Raw genomic sequence first — 16,540 nt, 5'->3', positions numbered from 1 at the left:
GACGTTCCGCGCAATATTTACGCAAACGGTTCAGATCAGGCTGGGCACCCGCCAAAATCAGCGCCGTCTCACCGCCTGCCGAATAACCGATTACACCCACTTGCTGCGCGTCGACGTAAGGCGAAAGCATCGGGTCAATCAACGCTGCGCTGATGGCCTCTGAGATTTGCAGGGGACGTCCGTAGAGATTGCTCAAGCTGCCTAAACGGCTGTGATCCAGATAGTTGTCGCCGGGGTGAATCACCGCCACCACGATAAAGCCCTTGCGCGCCAAAGACGTAGCGAGATCATGCAGCGCCAGTGGGGTTCCGGTGTTGCCATGGGACAGCATTAATAGCGGGAATCGACCCATGGCGATGTCAGCGTCTTCCCTGGCATCTATCAGGTAGCCATCAACTCGATTGGTCGTTGTTTCTGCGGTAGAAGGATAAAACGCAAGGGCCTGCATCGGCTGCAGATCCAAAGGATCGAGAAACGTCAGTCGGTGAAATCCAGCGCTCCAATGCTCAGCCGCTTCGACTTGCACCGAAATCAGGCTGGTAACCATACAAAACACTAACAGCGCACAAAGACGTACCATTTCGAGGCCCCACCTTTGTCTATCCATGAAAAATCATTTGTGCAGTCCGCTGCGAGTTTTCGCGCTCCGCACCGTCAACGGTTGTCCGTGCTGACCAGGATAAGAGTAGCTGCCCGATTGTTAATGCATAAGCCAGGCCAAACCATCGGGAAACGCGTTTAACAGTCGCCGAGCCTGTTCCTGTCAACGTTCATAGCAGCGATGTTACTGCTAATGACCTCGACTTTCCTGTCAGTTCTCCATCAAGAATGATGATTGGTCGCAAATAACTGTTTAAACGGCGCCAAACGCAAAAACTCCGTATCCCGCTGCCTTTACGGCGCGGGGTATACGGAGTTTGTCTCTAACGGTGTGGCTTAGATCGGACGCACAATCATGCAGCGGCGAATACCGTTTCAGCGATCTGTTTTTGCGCGGAGGTCATGGCGTTGGCGCGGGGTTCATCACCGTAAGCCAGGCCGTGGGCGAACACAAATTGCAGATCAGTGATACCAAGAAAACCAAACAGCAACTTAAGATAGCCTTCATGAGCAACGCCCGAGGGTTGACCTTCATGCAAGCCTCCCGACGTTGAAACGATGATGATCTTCTTACCGCCGCACAGGCCTTTTGGGCCATTTTCATCGTAGGCAAAGGTGCGGCCGGCAACCGAGATACGGTCGATCCAGGCTTTTAACTGGGTCGGCAACGTGAAGTTGTACATCGGCGCACCGATCACAACGATGTCAGCGCCAAGGAACTCTTGCAGAATGGCTTCGTTGTTATCGACTTCAGCCTGCTGAGCTGCGTCACGGCCTTCACTCGGCGTGCCGCCAGCGGCCAGTGTTGCGGCATCGAAATGGCCCAGCGCGTCTTTGGCCAGGTCACGGTAGATCACTTGGCCGTCGGTCTCGACCGCTTTCCATGCCTGGACGACGCTAGTGCTGAGCTGGCGCGAAGCAGAGTGATCACCAAGAATGCTGGAATCGAGATGCAGAAGTTTCATGAAGCTCTCCAAGTAGGAATCGCCACGGGGCGATCAAGTGGTGATAATCCTACAGTGCAACGCAATGGCTGATTAGTCCGCAGAAATGCGATAGATCGTCCCATCCATAGGACAATCGGAGAGTCATCTGATGCAGGACCTTAACGACCTTTATTATTTTGTCAAAGTGGTCGAAGCCGGTGGGTTCGCCGCCGCCGGGCGTTCGTTAGGCATTCCGAAATCACGTTTATCACGGCGGATAGCCGAACTGGAAACCCGCCTGAACGCCAGTTTGCTGCACCGTACCACCCGCAAATTGGCACTGACTACGGTCGGCGAACGATACCTGCAACATTGTCAGGCAATGCTGCTGGAAGCAGAGATGGCTGATGAAGCCGTTGCGTCCTTATCGGCAGAACCACGCGGACGCTTGCGGGTATCGTGTCCGGTGGGTTTGATTCAGTGGGAACTGGCCGACGTGGTCAGCGATTTTGTGGCTAACTTTCCTCAGGTCCAGTTCGAAATGCTACTGGTGAATCGGCGGGTGGATCTGGTCAATGAAGGGATCGACGTGGCATTGCGGGTCAGGGATATTGGCGACGAAGACCCAAGCCTGATCGTTCGTCACCTGGCCCCCGCCGAAGGCGTTTTAGTAGCAGCGCCAACATTACTGGCGAACCGAAAAATTACTGCGCCACAGGACTTGGCGAGTCTTCCAGTGTTGGGCGCAATCGAAGCCGACAGCAAGGTTCATTTCAAGCTGGTGCACCACAGTGGCAAGCAGTGCGAAGTAGCACTGGATGCGCGGTTGGCCATCGACGATTTCCCTATTCGGAAAACAGCCGCGCTCCGGGGCCTGGGGTTGACCATGCTGCCGATGATCAACTGTCGCGAAGAGCTGGCCGATGGCCGGTTGATTCAAATACTGCCTGATTGGTCATTGCCGGGGGGGTTTCTGCAAGCGGCTTACACCCAACGCCGAGGCACACTGCCGGCCGTAAGAGCCTGGATTGACCACATCAGCGCAGCGTTTAGCGAGGGCACAGGCAGACCGAATGGTTTTCTTCGCGAACACGTTCGCTCCCGCCGGGTTTGAGGGGTCGCGTACATTTTTGTAGGAGATACCGTGTTGATTTATATGTTTAACAGGAGCAAACCATGACCCCAGAACAGGCTGCACAATTTTGCCTGACGCTTCCGGGCGCTCGGGAGGATTACAAGTGGGGCGGCACTCGGGTGTTTTCGGTGCTGCAAAACAAGATGTTTGCAGTGCTTGATCTGGCGGGCACAGGCCTGTCGTTCAAGATTGGCCCGGAGCTGTTTTTGGGCTATGTCGATCGCCCGGGCATTCGACCAGCGCCCTACCTGGCTCGCGCTTACTGGGTCAGTATCGCCCCGCCCTATGCGCTCAGCGATAACGAACTGCACGATCTGCTCACACGTTCTCACCAACTGGTGGTCAGCAAGTTGCCCAAGATCCGTCAGATTGGTCTGAAGCTCGATCAGTAAAGATGCCGGGCCAGAAACCGCCCACCCAGCAGTAGCCTGTCCATCCAGAACAGCTGGTGCAGAACGACAATTAACCAGAACACCGCCTGATAAGAAACTTTGCAGGTTTTGTGTCGAAACACTTGCTGAGCCAGCAGCGCGCCAGGCCAACCACCTAGTGCTTCAGCGCCATGCAGGAATTTTTCAGGGGTACGCCAACCTTCGTTTCTCGCCTGGTGTTTATCCCGCCAGTAAAGAAAGAAGGTCAGAATACTCATCCCTGCGTACAGACACGCAGGGATGACTGAGACATGCCGGACCAGCATCGACAACGCGCCAAACACTGGCAATGCACACAACCCCAACAGAATGAAAAGCTTGAGGCGCAACTGCTGCACAGGCTGTTTAACCGAACGTGAACGAGCATGCGGGTCCATCACATAGTCCCTTACACAGTCGCCGATGCCCAATCAATCCAGCCAAACTTCCAGCTGGCAAGGATCAACAGCCCGAAAACAATCCGGTACCAGGCAAACGCCGCGTAGCTGTGGCTGGCGATAAACTTCAGCAGCGCACGCACTGCGATCATCGCGAAAATAAACGACACCACGAAGCCAATTGCAATGACTGGAAAGTCATCAGGCTGGAACAGATGACGGTATTTAAATCCCGAGTACACCGCTGCACCGACCATGGTCGGCATGGCCAGAAAGAACGAAAACTCAGTGGCAGTCTTACGCGAAAGGCCGAACAACAGACCGCTGATAATGGTCGCACCCGAACGGGATGTACCGGGAATCATCGCCAGACATTGCGCACAACCCACTTTCAAGGCATCGACCCAGGTCATTTCATCCACGGTCTCGGCGTGTACTGTATGCACACGACGCTCGGCCCACAGCATAATCACCCCCCCGATAACCAATGCCGCGGCAACCGTAATCGGGTTAAACAGGTATTGGTGTATCAAGTCAGCAAACATGATCCCAAGGATGACTGCCGGCAGCACTGCAATGACCAAGTTAATCGTAAAGCGCTGGGCTTCACGTTGCTTGGGCAAACCGGTAATCACATCAAGGATTTTCCGCCTGAATTCCCACACCACCGCCAGAATTGCCCCGAGCTGGATAATGATGTTGAACGCCATTGCCCGCTCGCCACCGAAGCCGATCAAGTCCGCGACAATAATCTGGTGTCCCGTACTGGAAATCGGCAAAAACTCTGTCAGCCCTTCAACAACCCCAAGTATCGTCGCTTGTGCGGCGGTCCAAAGATCCATCATTCCCCCATCAGGCCATGCTCTTGGCAGGCCTTATTAGTATGTTCAAAAATTGCTTACGTCGTCGTTCGATGTGCAACGGACAACAGTGTGACCATCATTACGTGAAAAAGGTGTGAGCCTCTCATGTTTAACCACTTAATGCCGAGACGCTATTAGGCAACCTGCATTCAGGACGAATCGTGAGCAGTGTGGCGTAGGCGTTGATGCAATGGCATGACAACGAATAAGAATAAAAACGATAGGAGTGAAGCATCATGAACAGCTTGCGCAATATGTCGATCAGCCGTCGCTTGTGGCTGATTCTGGTGGTCGCGGTATTAATGCTGTTGACCCTTGGAATGCTCATGCTGAAGCAAGTCCACACTGACCTGTATGCCGGCAAAACAGAGAAAACCCATCACCTTGTCGAAACCGTCAGTGGCATTCTCACCTACTTTCACGATCAGGAAGTCGCGGGCAAGCTCAGTCGCGAACAGGCGCAGCAGCAAGCGCAAGGGACAATACGTGGACTGCGTTACAACCAGAACGAATACTTTTGGATCAACGATCTGCGGCCGGTAATGATCATGCACCCGGTCAATCAAAAACTTGAAGGCCAGGACCTATCAGGTATTAAAGACCCTGAAGGCGTGTTTGTGTTCAATGAAATGGTCGCCATCGCCAAAAGCAAAGGCGCAGGCCCGTTGAATTACCTCTGGCCTAAACCGGGTTCCAGCACACCGGTGGAAAAAACCTCGTTTGTACAATTATTTGAACCCTGGGGTTGGATAGTAGGTTCCGGAGTTTACATCGACGACCTGCAGAGCGAGTTCTATGGACAAGTCTGGAAAGCATCGCTTGTGGGCCTAAGCATTGCGTTAATTATGGCGTTGTTGGTGGTGATGATATCCCGAAGCATTGTCGGGCCTTTACAGGATGCGGTAGACGCCATGGCGAATATCGCCAGCGGTGACAGCGACCTGACTCGGAACCTGGATACACGCGGCCGAGATGAAGTGACGCAACTGGCGACTCATTTCAACGCGTTTACCACCAAGTTAAAGCAGGTAGTCCAACAATTGCTGGACGCGGCCACAGCCCTTGGCCAAGCCTCTACTGAACTGGGCAGCAATGCCAATCAGGCGCAGGTGCATAGCCAACAACAATCACAGCAGATGGAACGGGTCGCTACAGCGATCAATGAAGTGACCCACGGTGTTCAGGATGTGGCAAAAAATGCTGAGCAAGCCGCCAGGGAAATGCGTGACGCGCAAGATCAAGCCAGACAAGGCCAAGTCAACATCGACAGCAGCCTGCGCCAGATTGACCTACTGTCTAGCACCATCACCCAAGCCGTGGGCGTGATCCAGACACTGGCCGCAGAAAGCACGCAGATTGGTGGCGTGCTGGAAGTGATTCGCTCCATTGCCGACCAGACCAACCTGCTCGCATTAAACGCCGCCATTGAAGCCGCCAGGGCCGGTGAGCAAGGCCGTGGTTTTGCGGTAGTGGCTGATGAGGTCCGTCTGCTTGCGCAGCGCACGCAAAAATCCACGGCCGAGATTCAAGTGATGATCGAGCGCCTGCAGGGGCACTCCAATGCAGCGGTCAAAGTAATCGGAGACAGCAGCCATGCCTCGCAGCTGACCATTGATGAAGCCAGCCAGGCCGGTGCAAGCCTCACCTCCATCACCCAGGCCTTGCACAATCTAAATGGCCTTAACGCTTCCATCGCCAGTGCCACGTTGCAACAGGCCCACGTGGTCGAAGACATCAACCAAAACGTCACCCAAGCGGCAAGCCTGTCGCAAGACGCCGCGCTTGCAGCAGAACGTTCAAGCCTGGCAAGTACCCAATTGCGCACGCTCAGCGAACGGCTGAATGGATTACTGGGACAATTTCGGGTGTAGCCGGTGCAGCGCACCTATTCATTCATCTAATCTGGTGTTTGTGCAGTAGCCGATAAAACGTCGGCCGCGACACGCCCAGCACTTTAGCGGCAACACTGAGGTTATCGCTGTGCCGGGTCAGCACATCACACAACGCCTGACGCTCGGCCCGCGACTTGTAATCATCCAACGTGCCCATGATGCCGGTCGCTTCGTGCTGGCCGACTAACCCGAGGTCCGCCGCTTCTATCTGGCGGCCTTCAGCCAATACCAGGCCACGCCGGACGCGATTAGCCAGTTCACGCACATTGCCCGGCCAGTCGTGCTTGCCCATCGCGACCAATGCGTCCTGGCTGAAATTACGCGGACGACGACCTGTTTCCTCGCTATAAAAATGCGCAAAGTGGTTGGCCAGCATCGCCAGATCGCCGTGCCGCTCACGCAATGGCGCGGTCCCGACCTGGAGTACGTTCAGCCGGTAATACAAATCCTCACGGAATTGGCCCAGGGCAATGGCCGCTTCGAGGTCGATATGGGTAGCGGCCAACACACGAACGTCGACTGATATTGGCTCCCGCCCGCCTACCCGCTCAATCTGCTTTTCCTGGAGAAATCGCAGCAGGTTGGCTTGCAATTCCAACGGGAGATCGCCGATTTCATCCAGGAACAAGGTACCGCCATTTGCCGCTTCGATGCGCCCGATCTTGCGTTGATGCGCGCCGGGGAACGCACCTTTTTCATGGCCAAACAACTCGGACTGAATAAGGTGTTCGGGTAGGGCACCGCAGTTGATCGAAATAAACGGCTTGCCTTTACGATGTGATTGCTGATGCAACGTGCGGGCGACCAATTCCTTGCCGGTGCCACTTTCGCCCCGGATCAATACCGGAGATTCGGTAGGGGCCAGCTTATTCAGCAGTTTGCGCAGTTCTCGAATCGGCCGGCTTTCGCCCAGCAATTCATGCTCCTGCTCCCGAACCTGGATCGAACCTTGTCCGCGCAGGCGCGCCATGCCATAAGCGCGGCCGAGCGTGACTTGAACCCGTGAAACGTCGAACGGCAACGTATGGAAATCAAAAAACCACTCGCACACAAAATCACCGAATTGCTGACGGCGAAGGTCTTCCGGGCTGACCACAGCGATCCATTCAGTATGACTGCGAGTGATTAACTCCTTGACCGCTTCGGGGCGCTCAACGTGGTAAGGCATAAGGCGCAGCAAGCCGACATCACAGGTCCGTTCGGCGGCCGACTCTAGGGTGCTGCTATCAACGCCCCATCCTGCGTCGCGCAAAAAGGGGATCAAACGATGACAATCGTCGCAAGGATCTACTACCAACAGGCGACGCAGTGGAGCCGATTCATGCATAGTTATCCTTTTGACGCCAGTTTATATAACTCTTTTAGAAACAGCATGTTGGCAGGTCCGGCTGTAACAGTAGCAAAATATTGACGTTCTCTTATATTATTTAGGAATATCTATATAGCCAGATAACTAATATTTGCAATTCCGGAGCGTGCCGACCAAGGGTCCCGAGCGTGTCTGAAAACAGCGTTCTGCCCGGAGATACCCGGCCCTAGGCACTTATGGATGAAACAGTCATTTATTAATTTTTTTACACCACGTTGTGACTTACCCCACCGCTCGGGTCATCAGTACAAGTACCAGCCGAACGGTAAGCCCACCGACGGTGATTAAACTTTCTCGGGCTCAGAGAGGAATACCCATGAACGCCCCACTGCGCTTTAACGACGCACTTTTGATCGCTGGTCACGCATTTGAACCTTTTCAATGCGTCGCTTGGGCCCCACAAGACGGGAATGGCGAACTCAGCCTGACCGTTATCGACCGCACTAACACTCGCATTGGCCGCAAACAGATTCCAAGCAGCGCTTACTGCGATCCAGCGCAGTTGGCCCATCTGCTGGAGCAAGCGCGTGCCGAGATCAGTCTGGGTGGGTATGATTTGAAGCCGTGGACCATGCCGGCCTGAGACGAAGGATCCAGAGGAGACATACCTACGGCCTCCCTCTGTAGGAGCGAAATTGTTGGCGAGAGGCGTTAACACGGTTTGCCTGACACACCGCCTCGCCAACACGTTGGCTCTACAGAATGTTTTTTACAAACCGCGCAGCGAATCGATATGGCGGTAAACGGCCCCTAGCGCTACTGCCAGTTGCTGCGCTCGGCCCAAGCGAATAGGACCTGATTCGATGTCGATGAGTAGGCTTGGGCATTGAAGTCTGGCCAATACCGGAATGTCCTTCACTCGGCCATCGGTCATCAGCAATACCCGTTGCTGCTCATCAGGCCGCTGCCTTTGCCGCAGCGCCAGCCAATGACCCGCCTGTTCCAGAGCGGCAAACAGCGGCGTTCCACCTCCAGCCCCCAATGCGTCGAGCCACGGTTGCAAACTGGCCGAAGCTTTTAGGCCTTGATGCTGCCAGCGTGGCGTATTGCCGCTGGCCGTCAGCAACGCAAGGCGCACCCGGCGTCGATAAGCGTCATCGAACACCTGGCTTAATACACCCTTGGCGTGGCTTAAAGCGTGATGCCGTCGGGTCGAAGCCGATGCGTCGACAATCACCAACCACAATTCCTGGGGGCGACTGCTGCGTGGCGTACGAACCAAATCTTTAGCCGTCTTGGGCCGACCGCGCAACAGGGTCGGGAGCCAGCGAACGACACCGTCGGTCCCAGGCCCCATGGCGCCAGTGTTACCTGCGCGAAGCTTGCCCGGTCGGGGCGTGGCATCCGCCCCCAGCGCGACACGAGGGCGGATGCCTACGGCTTTTTTGGCCAGCTCGGCACATCGCGGCGCTGGCCGATTGGTACGGGTTGCGCGGGCAGCGCACCCCAATCGCCCTGCCCGCCGCGTTCCTGCGCTTCACTTGGCGGCTGATCGGCAGGCCGCTGTTGCTCCGGTGCCGGAGGCGCAGATGCCTCGCTGGGCGGCGGCGAATGACGCCGACGATGACGCAAGGCAAATTCGGCCACGGCATCAATGTCCTCAGCGGCTATTTCGCAAGCGCCACGCCATGCAGCATGGGCACGCGCCCCACGCAGCCAGACCAAGTCCGCCCTTAGTCCATCCACCCCGGCAGCGAAACAACGCTCGGTGATTTGCCCCAGGGAATGATCATCCAGCGGGATACTCGCCAACCGTGCCCGAGCCTGCTCGCAGCGCTGCTTCAACGCCCCTTGTTGGGCAGCCCACAGCGTACAAAACGCCACTGGGTCATTATCAAAATCCAGACGACGGCGAATGATCTGCCCACGTTCGGCAGGTGCCGTATGCCCACTCAGCGCGACATTCAAGCCAAAGCGATCAAGCAATTGCGGGCGCAGTTCCCCTTCTTCCGGGTTCATGGTGCCGATCAAGACAAAACGCGCGGCATGTCGATGGGAAATACCGTCACGCTCCACCACATTGACTCCACTGGCCGCAACGTCCAGCAGCACATCGACCAAATGATCGGGCAGCAAGTTGACCTCATCCACATACAGCACCCCGCCGTCAGCCTTGGCCAGCACACCGGGAGAAAACCGCGAGCGGCCTTCGCTGAGCGCCGCGTCAAGATCCAGTGTGCCCACCAGACGCTCTTCAGTGGCACCCAGCGGCAAGGTGACGAACTGCCCACTGGCGAGCAAGTCAGCCAAGCCCCGCGCGAGGGTTGACTTGGCCATGCCCCTGGGACCTTCGATCAACACGCCACCGATTTTAGGGTCAATGGCCGTCAGGCACAGCGCCAACTTGAGCTCGTCGGCGCCAACCACCGCAGCCAAGGGAAAATGCGGGATATCGCTCATGGGCGGCTCTCAAAAGTGGTCAATTTTCTTCGATGTCCAATAGCAGGTTTTCCAGGGCCTCGCGGTAGTCGCCAGGCTCCTGCCACAGTCCACGTTGCTGGGCTTCGAGCATGCGCTCAGTCATGTCCCGTAACGCGTCGGGATTATGCTGCTCGATAAACTGTCGGGTCGACGGATCCAGCAAATACGCGTCGGCCAGCAGCGCGTACTGGTGATCATCAATCAGTTGGGTAGTGGCATCGAAGGCGAATAAAAAATCTACCGTAGCGGCCATTTCAAACGCACCTTTATAACCGTGGCGTTTGACCCCTTCGATCCATTTTGGGTTGGCGGCACGGGAGCGAACTACTCTATTCAGCTCCTCTTTAAGGGTGCGAATTCTTGGCAGGTCCGGCTGGCTGTGATCACCATGGTAGCTCGCGGCCGTTTGACCGCTAAGGCTTTCCACGGCAGCCAGCATCCCGCCCTGAAACTGGTAATAGTCGTTGGAGTCCAGCAGGTCGTGTTCCCGGTTGTCCTGGTTCTGCAGAACCGCTTGCACTTGCTCCAACCGTTGCGCGAAGCGTTCCCGTGCCGGGGTGCCTTCATCGGTCACGCCGTAGGCGTAACCGCCCCAGTTGAGGTATACCTCAGCCAAATCGTCGCGTGTTTGCCACAAGCGGCCATCAATGGCGCCTTGCACGCCAGCGCCATAGGCACCGGGCTTGGCGCCGAAAATACGCCAGCCCGCCTGGCGCGCAGCGTCCTCACTGGTCAGCCCTTCGCTTTCAAAGCGTGCACATTCTTCCCGGACCTTGGCCGCCAGCGGGTTCAGGTCATCCGGTTCATCAAGGGCTGCCACCGCCTGCACCGCCGCGTCGAACAGGCGGATAAGGTTAGAGAACGCATCGCGAAAGAAACCTGACACCCGCAGCGTTACATCCACTCGCGGTCGGTCAAGCAGGCTCAGCGGCAAAATTTCAAAATCATCGACCCGCTGACTCCCGGTGGCCCACACCGGACGCACGCCCATCAGCGCCATGGCCTGAGCAATATCGTCGCCTCCGGTGCGCATGGTTGCAGTGCCCCACACCGACAGACCCAACTGACGCAAATGATCGCCGTGGTCTTGCAGATGACGTTCCAGCAACAGGTTCGCCGACTGAAAACCGATACGCCACGCTGTGGTAGTCGGCAGGTTGCGCACGTCCACCGAGAAGAAGTTGCGTCCTGTCGGGAGTACGTCCAGCCGGCCACGACTGGGGGCGCCGCTAGGACCTGCCGGGATGAACTGGCCGTCCAATGCGTTTAACAAGCCTTGCATTTCTGCCGGACCGCATGCGTCCAGTCGAGGCGCAACCACCTCGTGTAAGGCCTTAAGAATAAGCCTCAACTCATTGTTTTCAGTCAGTTCACCGATGGAAACCCCATTCAAGACCTGCTGAATCAACCAGGCAGCATAACGTTCTAATCGCTCCCTGGCGTCCCCCGCAGTGCGCCATGGCTCTGTGCTGATATTGAGTAGCACCCCAGGTCGAGGACCGGTCCAAGGCTCAGACAATTCGCAATTCAGCGGATCAAAACCCAGCTCGAACGCTTGACCCAAAGCACGCAACAGGCTCGATTGAGCGCCGCGCCCATCGCCACGGGGAATACGCAACAATGCCAGCAAGGTGTCGATGCGCAATCGCCCGCTGGGTGATTCGCCGAAGATGTGCAAACCGTCGCGAATCTGCGACTCCTTGAGGTCACACAGGTAAGTGTCCAGGCGCGGCAACCAGACGCCTGCATCCGCTTCGCTATCGAGGTCGCTCAGTTGTAATTCGCGGTCGATGTGGGTTTCGCGCACCAAGGTCAGGATGTCGCGCTGCAATTCTCGGGCACGGCGCGGGTCGAGCAATTGCGCTTCGTAGAATTCGTCAGCCAGCACTTCCAGATCACGCAAGGGGCCGTAGGTTTCTGCTCGGGTCAATGGCGGCATCAGATGATCGATGATCACCGCTTGGGTGCGACGTTTGGCCTGAGCGCCCTCGCCCGGATCGTTGACAATAAAGGGATAAATGTTCGGCATGGCGCCCAGTACGACGTCCGGCCAGCAGCTTTCCGAGAGCCCGACACCTTTGCCCGGCAGCCATTCGAGGTTGCCGTGCTTGCCCACATGGATTACCGCGTGGACGCCATAGGCTTTGCGCAACCAGAAATAAAACGCAAGATAACCGTGGGGCGGTACCAAGTCCGGGTCGTGGTACACCGCGCTGGCGTCCACTTGATAACCACGGGCGGGCTGAATGCCGACGAAGGTCATGCCAAAACGCAGCCCGGCGACCATCATGCGCCCGGAGCGAAACATGGGATCGGCCTCGGGCGCACCCCAACGTGCGCTCACCGCTTGCTGATTCGCCAACGGCAGTCGATGGAAGGCCATCAGATAATCGTCCAGCGCCAGGCTTTGTCCGCACGGACGCTGGTCAATGGTTTCCAAATCATTGGTTACCCCACCCAGCAGCGCATGTATCAGTGCCGTGCCGCTCTCCGGTAGCGGCGCCAGTGGGTAACCTTCCGCTTGCATGGCGCGCAAGATATTCAGCGCCGCAGCGGGTGTGTCCAATCCCACCCCGTTGCCGATGCGGCCATCACGGGTCGGGTAGTTAGCCAATATCAGCGCAACGTGTTTTTGCTCATTCGGCAAGCGGGCCAGGTCGATCCAGCGGCGCGCTAACTCTGCGACAAAATCCATCCGTTCGGGTTGAGCGCGATAACACACCACGTCCGATTGACTGCGCTCGCTGTGCCACGCCAGATCCTTGAAGCTGATGGGTCGGCTGATAATCCGCCCGTCCAATTCTGGCAAAGCGATGTGCATCGCCAGATCCCGTGCGCCCAACCCTTGTTCACTGGCACGCCAGGCAGGTTCGTTGTCTTGGGCACAAATCGCCTGAATCACCGGAACATTGCGCCGAAACGGTCGCAGATGGGGCGATTCCGGGCTGGATTGGGCGAAGCCGGTGGTGTTCAGGATCAGCTCAACCTGGGCCTCATCAAACAGGTCTTCGACGGCCGTCAGGCAGCCGGCCTCTTTCAGACTGGCAACCGCGATGGGTAATGGATTCAGCCCCTGAGCCTGCAAGCGGGCGCAAAAAACATCGATAAAACCGGTGTTGGCGGCTTGCAGATGGGATCGGTAAAACAGCAGCCCTACAACAGGCTGTGACGGCTGCCATTGGGCTTGCCAATCGCTCAAGCAGGCATTGGCTTTGTTCGGATGGTAAATAGCGGTACGCGGCAGGATTGCCGGTTCAGCCCAGGGATAATCACGCCCCAGCCAGCGGCTGGCCAGGCAGCGATATAGCTCCAGCGCATTGTGCATGCCGCCTTGGCGCAAGAAATGCCAAAGCCGCTCGCCTTCTTGGGCGGACACATTACTCAAGCCGCTGAGTTCGGGGTCAGGCCGGTCGTCGCCCGGCACCAGAATCAGCTTTACCCCACACGCAGCCAACTCCACCAGCCGCTCGACGCCGTAGCGCCAATAGCCGATCCCGCCGTGCAGGGAAATCAGGATGACCTTGGCGTGCCGCAGCACCTGATCGACATACATGTCCACAGAGGCGTGGTTTTGCACCTGCATCGGGTTGGCCAGACGCAAGCTTGGATAATCGTCGGGTAACTGTTGCGCCGCTTCAGCGAGCAACGCCAGATGGGAGTCGCCGCTACAGAGAATCACCAGCTCGGCCGGGGTTTGCCCCAAATCAGCAATGCTGTCGTCCGGGACAAATCCGCCGGGCTGGGTTCTCAGTAAATGCATGGGTCAGCCAGCGACCGCTGCGCGCAGTTGGGCTTCAAGCACGGTTGCGTCGAGTTCTTGACCGATCAACACCAGGTGGGTCGCTCGCTCCTCATCGGCGCGCCATGCACGGTCGAAGTGTTTGTCGAAGCGGGTGCCGACACCCTGGATCAGCAAGCGCATCGGTTTGCCCGGAATCGCTGCAAAGCCCTTAACCCGCAAGATGCCGTGCTGCACCACCAGTTGGGTCAAGGCATCCAGCAACAGGCTTTCGTCGGCCTGGGGCAATTTGATCGAAATCGAATCGAACGCATCGTGGTCATGGTCGGCGTGGTCTTCGCCTTCGTGGGAGTCGTGGTGGCTGTGGCGACCGTCGATGTGCAGCTCAGACTCAGCGCCCAAGCCCAGCAACACGCTGATCGGCAACCTGCCGTTACTGGCTTCGATGACTTTGACCGCAGGCGGCAGCTCTTCCGACACTTCGGCACGGACAGCGGCCAAGCCTGCGGCGTCCATCTTGTCGGCTTTGTTAAGGATGACCAGATCGGCGCTGGACAGCTGATCGGCGAATAGCTCATGCAAGGGTGATTCGTGGTCCAGATTTGGATCGAGTTTGCGCTGGGCGTCGACCTGATCCGGAAACGCTGCGAAGGTCCCGGCCAGCACTGCCGGGCTGTCTACCACGGTAATGACCGCGTCAACGGTGCAAGCGTTGCGGATTTCCGGCCACTGGAAAGCCTGAACCAGTGGTTTCGGCAAGGCCAGGCCCGAGGTTTCGATGAGAATATGATCTAGATCGCCACGACGGGCGACCAGCTCACGCATCACCGGGAAAAACTCTTCCTGGACGGTGCAACACAAGCAACCATTGGCCAGCTCGAAAATCCGGCCGTTGGCTTCTTCTTCGGTGCAGCCGATGGTGCATTGCTTGAGGATTTCGCCGTCAATGCCCAGTTCGCCGAACTCGTTGACGATGACCGCGATACGCCGACCATCAGCGTTATCGAGCATGTGCCGCAGCAAGGTGGTCTTGCCCGAACCGAGGAAGCCAGTAACGATGGTGACAGGAAGTTTGGCCAGTGTTTTCATCGGATGCCCTTTGGCAAAGCGGCGGGCAAGCAGGACGAGAACCGCGCAGCATCAGCACGTGGATCAATTCGCCACCGGATCACCCCGCCCGGTTGTAGTGAGAATTCTGGTTTTGAGGCAGGTCTCCTGGCTTACGGCGGCGAGTCGACAGCCCCATGACGAGGCGTCTTGTTCGCGTTCATTGCGCCTTCCCGAGCTTGCACAGTGGCAATCGCAGTGGCTGTGCAACAAACATGACCGTTTACAGTTGCGGGGGCAGCCGCGGCATCAACCGCGTTCCCTTCTTAGCTCCGACCGGCGCCGGAGAACCTCAAGGGCACAAGGCTACGCAGTGACCCGATACAGGTCAATCACCCACTCAGTCTTATCCAGGCCAATGATTGACGTTGCGCGCATGAGCGTGGTTACCTGCGACGTTTTTTCCTACGCCGCGAGGACAGCGACATGTCGACAACATTGGTGGTGGGCCTTGGCTGCCGACGCGGCTGTTCCGCCAGCCTGTTACGCGAACTGATCGATCGAAGCCTGCAGGCCCACGGCGTGGCCATTGACGAGATTACTGCCCTGGCCTCCATTGATCAGAAAAGCGCAGAACCAGGGCTGCTTGCTCTGGCTGCGCAGTTAGACCTGCCCTTGGTATGTTTCAGCGCAGCGGAACTGGCCGAGGTTGAAGCGCTGCTCAGTCACCGCTCGGCAGTGACATTTGCCCACACCGGCTGCCAGGGTGTAGCGGAAAGCGCCGCGTTGGTCTTGGCCCAGCGCATGGCTGGGCGCCCGGCAAAACTATTGATTCGCCGGCAAAAAAGTCAGCAAGCGACGTTCGCCTTGGCGGGTGATGCGCCGAATCATCCATAATTGCACGTGATCCGTTTATTTCGGACTCTACTTTTTAGTTTCAGGAGCATCCATGACCGTTTTTTTTATCGGCGCAGGCCCCGGTGACCCAGAGCTGATCACGGTCAAAGGCCAACGTTTGATTCGCAATTGCCCGGTGATTATCTACGCCGGTTCGCTAGTGCCCATGGCGGTTTTGGACGGCCATCAGGCGTTGCAAGTGGTGAACAGTGCTGAGTTGCACCTGGAGCAAATCATTGCGCTGATGAAGTCGGCTCATGAACAAGGTCAGGACGTGGCCCGGGTTCACTCCGGCGATCCGAGCTTGTACGGCGCGATTGGCGAACAGATTCGTTATTTACGCGAGCTGAATATTCCATTTGAAATCATTCCAGGGGTCACCGCCGCCGCCGCCTGCGCCGCGCTGTTAGGTGTGGAATTGACCCTGCCGGACATCTCGCAGAGTGTAATACTCACCCGCTACGCCGATAAAACCGCAATGCCGGCGGGTGAAGAGTTGGCCGCTCTGGCGCAGCATCGAGCGACCATGGCCATTCACCTGGGGGTTAACAACCTGCATAAGATAGTCGCCGACCTGCTGCCCCATTACGGCGCCGACTGCCCGATTGCCGTGGTCCATCGGGCCAGTTGGCCGGATCAGGACTGGGTGCTGGGTACGCTGGCGGATATCCAGGAAAAGGTCCAGGCCAAAGGCTTTCGCCGCACGGCGTTGATTTTGGTGGGCCGAGTGCTGGCCAGTGACAGCTTTGCCGAGTCGTCGCTGTACCGTGCCGGGCATGCCCATCTGTTTCGGTCTTGATAAACCCCGCGTCTGATTCGGGTATTCCACACAAAAAAATACCC

Annotated in this window: 14 protein-coding genes, 1 pseudogene and 1 riboswitch; of the genes and pseudogenes, 6 read left to right on the top strand and 9 right to left on the bottom strand. The window is 57.2% G+C overall.

Annotation, left to right across the window (positions count from 1 at the left end):
- Positions 1-580: pseudogene (locus JWR17_RS23505) on the bottom strand (dienelactone hydrolase); the annotation flags it as partial.
- A gap of 373 nt (positions 581-953) precedes the next feature.
- Positions 954-1,565, bottom strand: a complete 612-nt coding sequence (locus tag JWR17_RS23500; RefSeq protein ID WP_299835336.1) for an FMN-dependent NADH-azoreductase — start codon at positions 1,563-1,565, stop codon at positions 954-956.
- A gap of 130 nt (positions 1,566-1,695) precedes the next feature.
- On the opposite strand from JWR17_RS23500, the gene JWR17_RS23495 reads away from it, so the two are divergent.
- Complete coding sequence (locus tag JWR17_RS23495) at positions 1,696-2,640, top strand: LysR substrate-binding domain-containing protein (protein ID WP_299835334.1); 945 nt, start codon at positions 1,696-1,698, stop codon at positions 2,638-2,640.
- Positions 2,641-2,702: 62 nt separating this feature from the next.
- Positions 2,703-3,053, top strand: a complete 351-nt coding sequence (locus JWR17_RS23490; RefSeq protein ID WP_299835332.1) for an MmcQ/YjbR family DNA-binding protein — start codon at positions 2,703-2,705, stop codon at positions 3,051-3,053.
- Here JWR17_RS23490 and JWR17_RS23485 read toward each other — a convergent pair.
- Positions 3,047-3,469, bottom strand: a complete 423-nt coding sequence (locus JWR17_RS23485) for a DUF1294 domain-containing protein (RefSeq protein ID WP_299835330.1) — start codon at positions 3,467-3,469, stop codon at positions 3,047-3,049. The two genes, JWR17_RS23490 and JWR17_RS23485, sit on opposite strands and share 7 nt — an antisense overlap.
- Positions 3,470-3,480: 11 nt before the next feature.
- Complete coding sequence (locus JWR17_RS23480; RefSeq protein ID WP_299835329.1) at positions 3,481-4,311, bottom strand: undecaprenyl-diphosphate phosphatase; 831 nt, start codon at positions 4,309-4,311, stop codon at positions 3,481-3,483.
- A 257-nt stretch (positions 4,312-4,568) separates the two neighbouring features.
- Here JWR17_RS23480 and JWR17_RS23475 point away from each other — a divergent pair, with 257 nt between their 5' ends.
- Positions 4,569-6,203 (top strand): methyl-accepting chemotaxis protein, encoded by a 1,635-nt coding sequence (locus JWR17_RS23475; RefSeq protein WP_299835327.1) that lies wholly within the window; start codon positions 4,569-4,571, stop codon positions 6,201-6,203.
- A 22-nt stretch (positions 6,204-6,225) separates the two neighbouring features.
- On the opposite strand, the gene JWR17_RS23470 is transcribed toward JWR17_RS23475, so the two are convergent.
- Positions 6,226-7,551: a sigma-54 dependent transcriptional regulator gene (locus JWR17_RS23470; RefSeq protein ID WP_299835325.1), complete on the bottom strand. Its 1,326-nt coding sequence runs from the start codon at positions 7,549-7,551 to the stop codon at positions 6,226-6,228.
- A 358-nt stretch (positions 7,552-7,909) separates the two neighbouring features.
- Here JWR17_RS23470 and JWR17_RS23465 point away from each other — a divergent pair, with 358 nt between their 5' ends.
- Complete coding sequence (locus JWR17_RS23465; protein ID WP_299835323.1) at positions 7,910-8,176, top strand: hypothetical protein; 267 nt, start codon at positions 7,910-7,912, stop codon at positions 8,174-8,176.
- A 126-nt stretch (positions 8,177-8,302) separates the two neighbouring features.
- Here the strand turns inward: JWR17_RS23465 and JWR17_RS23460 are convergent, their stop codons facing one another.
- The 4 genes from JWR17_RS23460 to cobW all read right to left on the bottom strand — a co-directional run bounded on the left by JWR17_RS23460 (position 8,303) and on the right by cobW (position 14,842).
- The gene (locus JWR17_RS23460) at positions 8,303-8,890 is read right to left on the bottom strand and encodes a VWA domain-containing protein (RefSeq protein ID WP_299835321.1); all 588 of its coding nucleotides are present in this window, start codon (positions 8,888-8,890) and stop codon (positions 8,303-8,305) included.
- 77 nt (positions 8,891-8,967) lie between these two features.
- Entirely contained in the window at positions 8,968-9,993 is a 1,026-nt protein-coding gene (locus tag JWR17_RS23455; RefSeq protein ID WP_299835319.1) for an AAA family ATPase, read from the bottom strand.
- A 19-nt stretch (positions 9,994-10,012) separates the two neighbouring features.
- The gene (gene cobN / locus JWR17_RS23450) at positions 10,013-13,774 is read right to left on the bottom strand and encodes a cobaltochelatase subunit CobN (protein WP_299835317.1); all 3,762 of its coding nucleotides are present in this window, start codon (positions 13,772-13,774) and stop codon (positions 10,013-10,015) included.
- Between the two features lie 3 nt (positions 13,775-13,777).
- On the bottom strand, positions 13,778-14,842 hold the full coding sequence (gene cobW / locus JWR17_RS23445; RefSeq protein ID WP_299835315.1) for a cobalamin biosynthesis protein CobW: 1,065 nt from the start codon (positions 14,840-14,842) through the stop codon (positions 13,778-13,780).
- A 98-nt stretch (positions 14,843-14,940) separates the two neighbouring features.
- Positions 14,941-15,170, bottom strand: a riboswitch (cobalamin riboswitch).
- 116 nt (positions 15,171-15,286) lie between these two features.
- On the opposite strand from cobW, the gene JWR17_RS23440 reads away from it, so the two are divergent.
- A complete protein-coding gene (locus JWR17_RS23440; RefSeq protein WP_299835313.1) occupies positions 15,287-15,697 on the top strand; it encodes a cobalamin biosynthesis protein in 411 nt (136 codons plus the stop codon).
- A 52-nt stretch (positions 15,698-15,749) separates the two neighbouring features.
- Complete coding sequence (cobM, locus tag JWR17_RS23435; RefSeq protein ID WP_299835311.1) at positions 15,750-16,496, top strand: precorrin-4 C(11)-methyltransferase; 747 nt, start codon at positions 15,750-15,752, stop codon at positions 16,494-16,496.
- Positions 16,497-16,540: the final 44 nt, after the last annotated feature.

Origin of the sequence: Pseudomonas sp. (genome assembly GCF_028293835.1) — a bacterium.
In the GTDB taxonomy this organism is placed as follows: Bacteria; Pseudomonadota; Gammaproteobacteria; order Pseudomonadales; family Pseudomonadaceae; genus Aquipseudomonas.
This window is presented reverse-complemented; position numbering and strand designations above follow the sequence as displayed.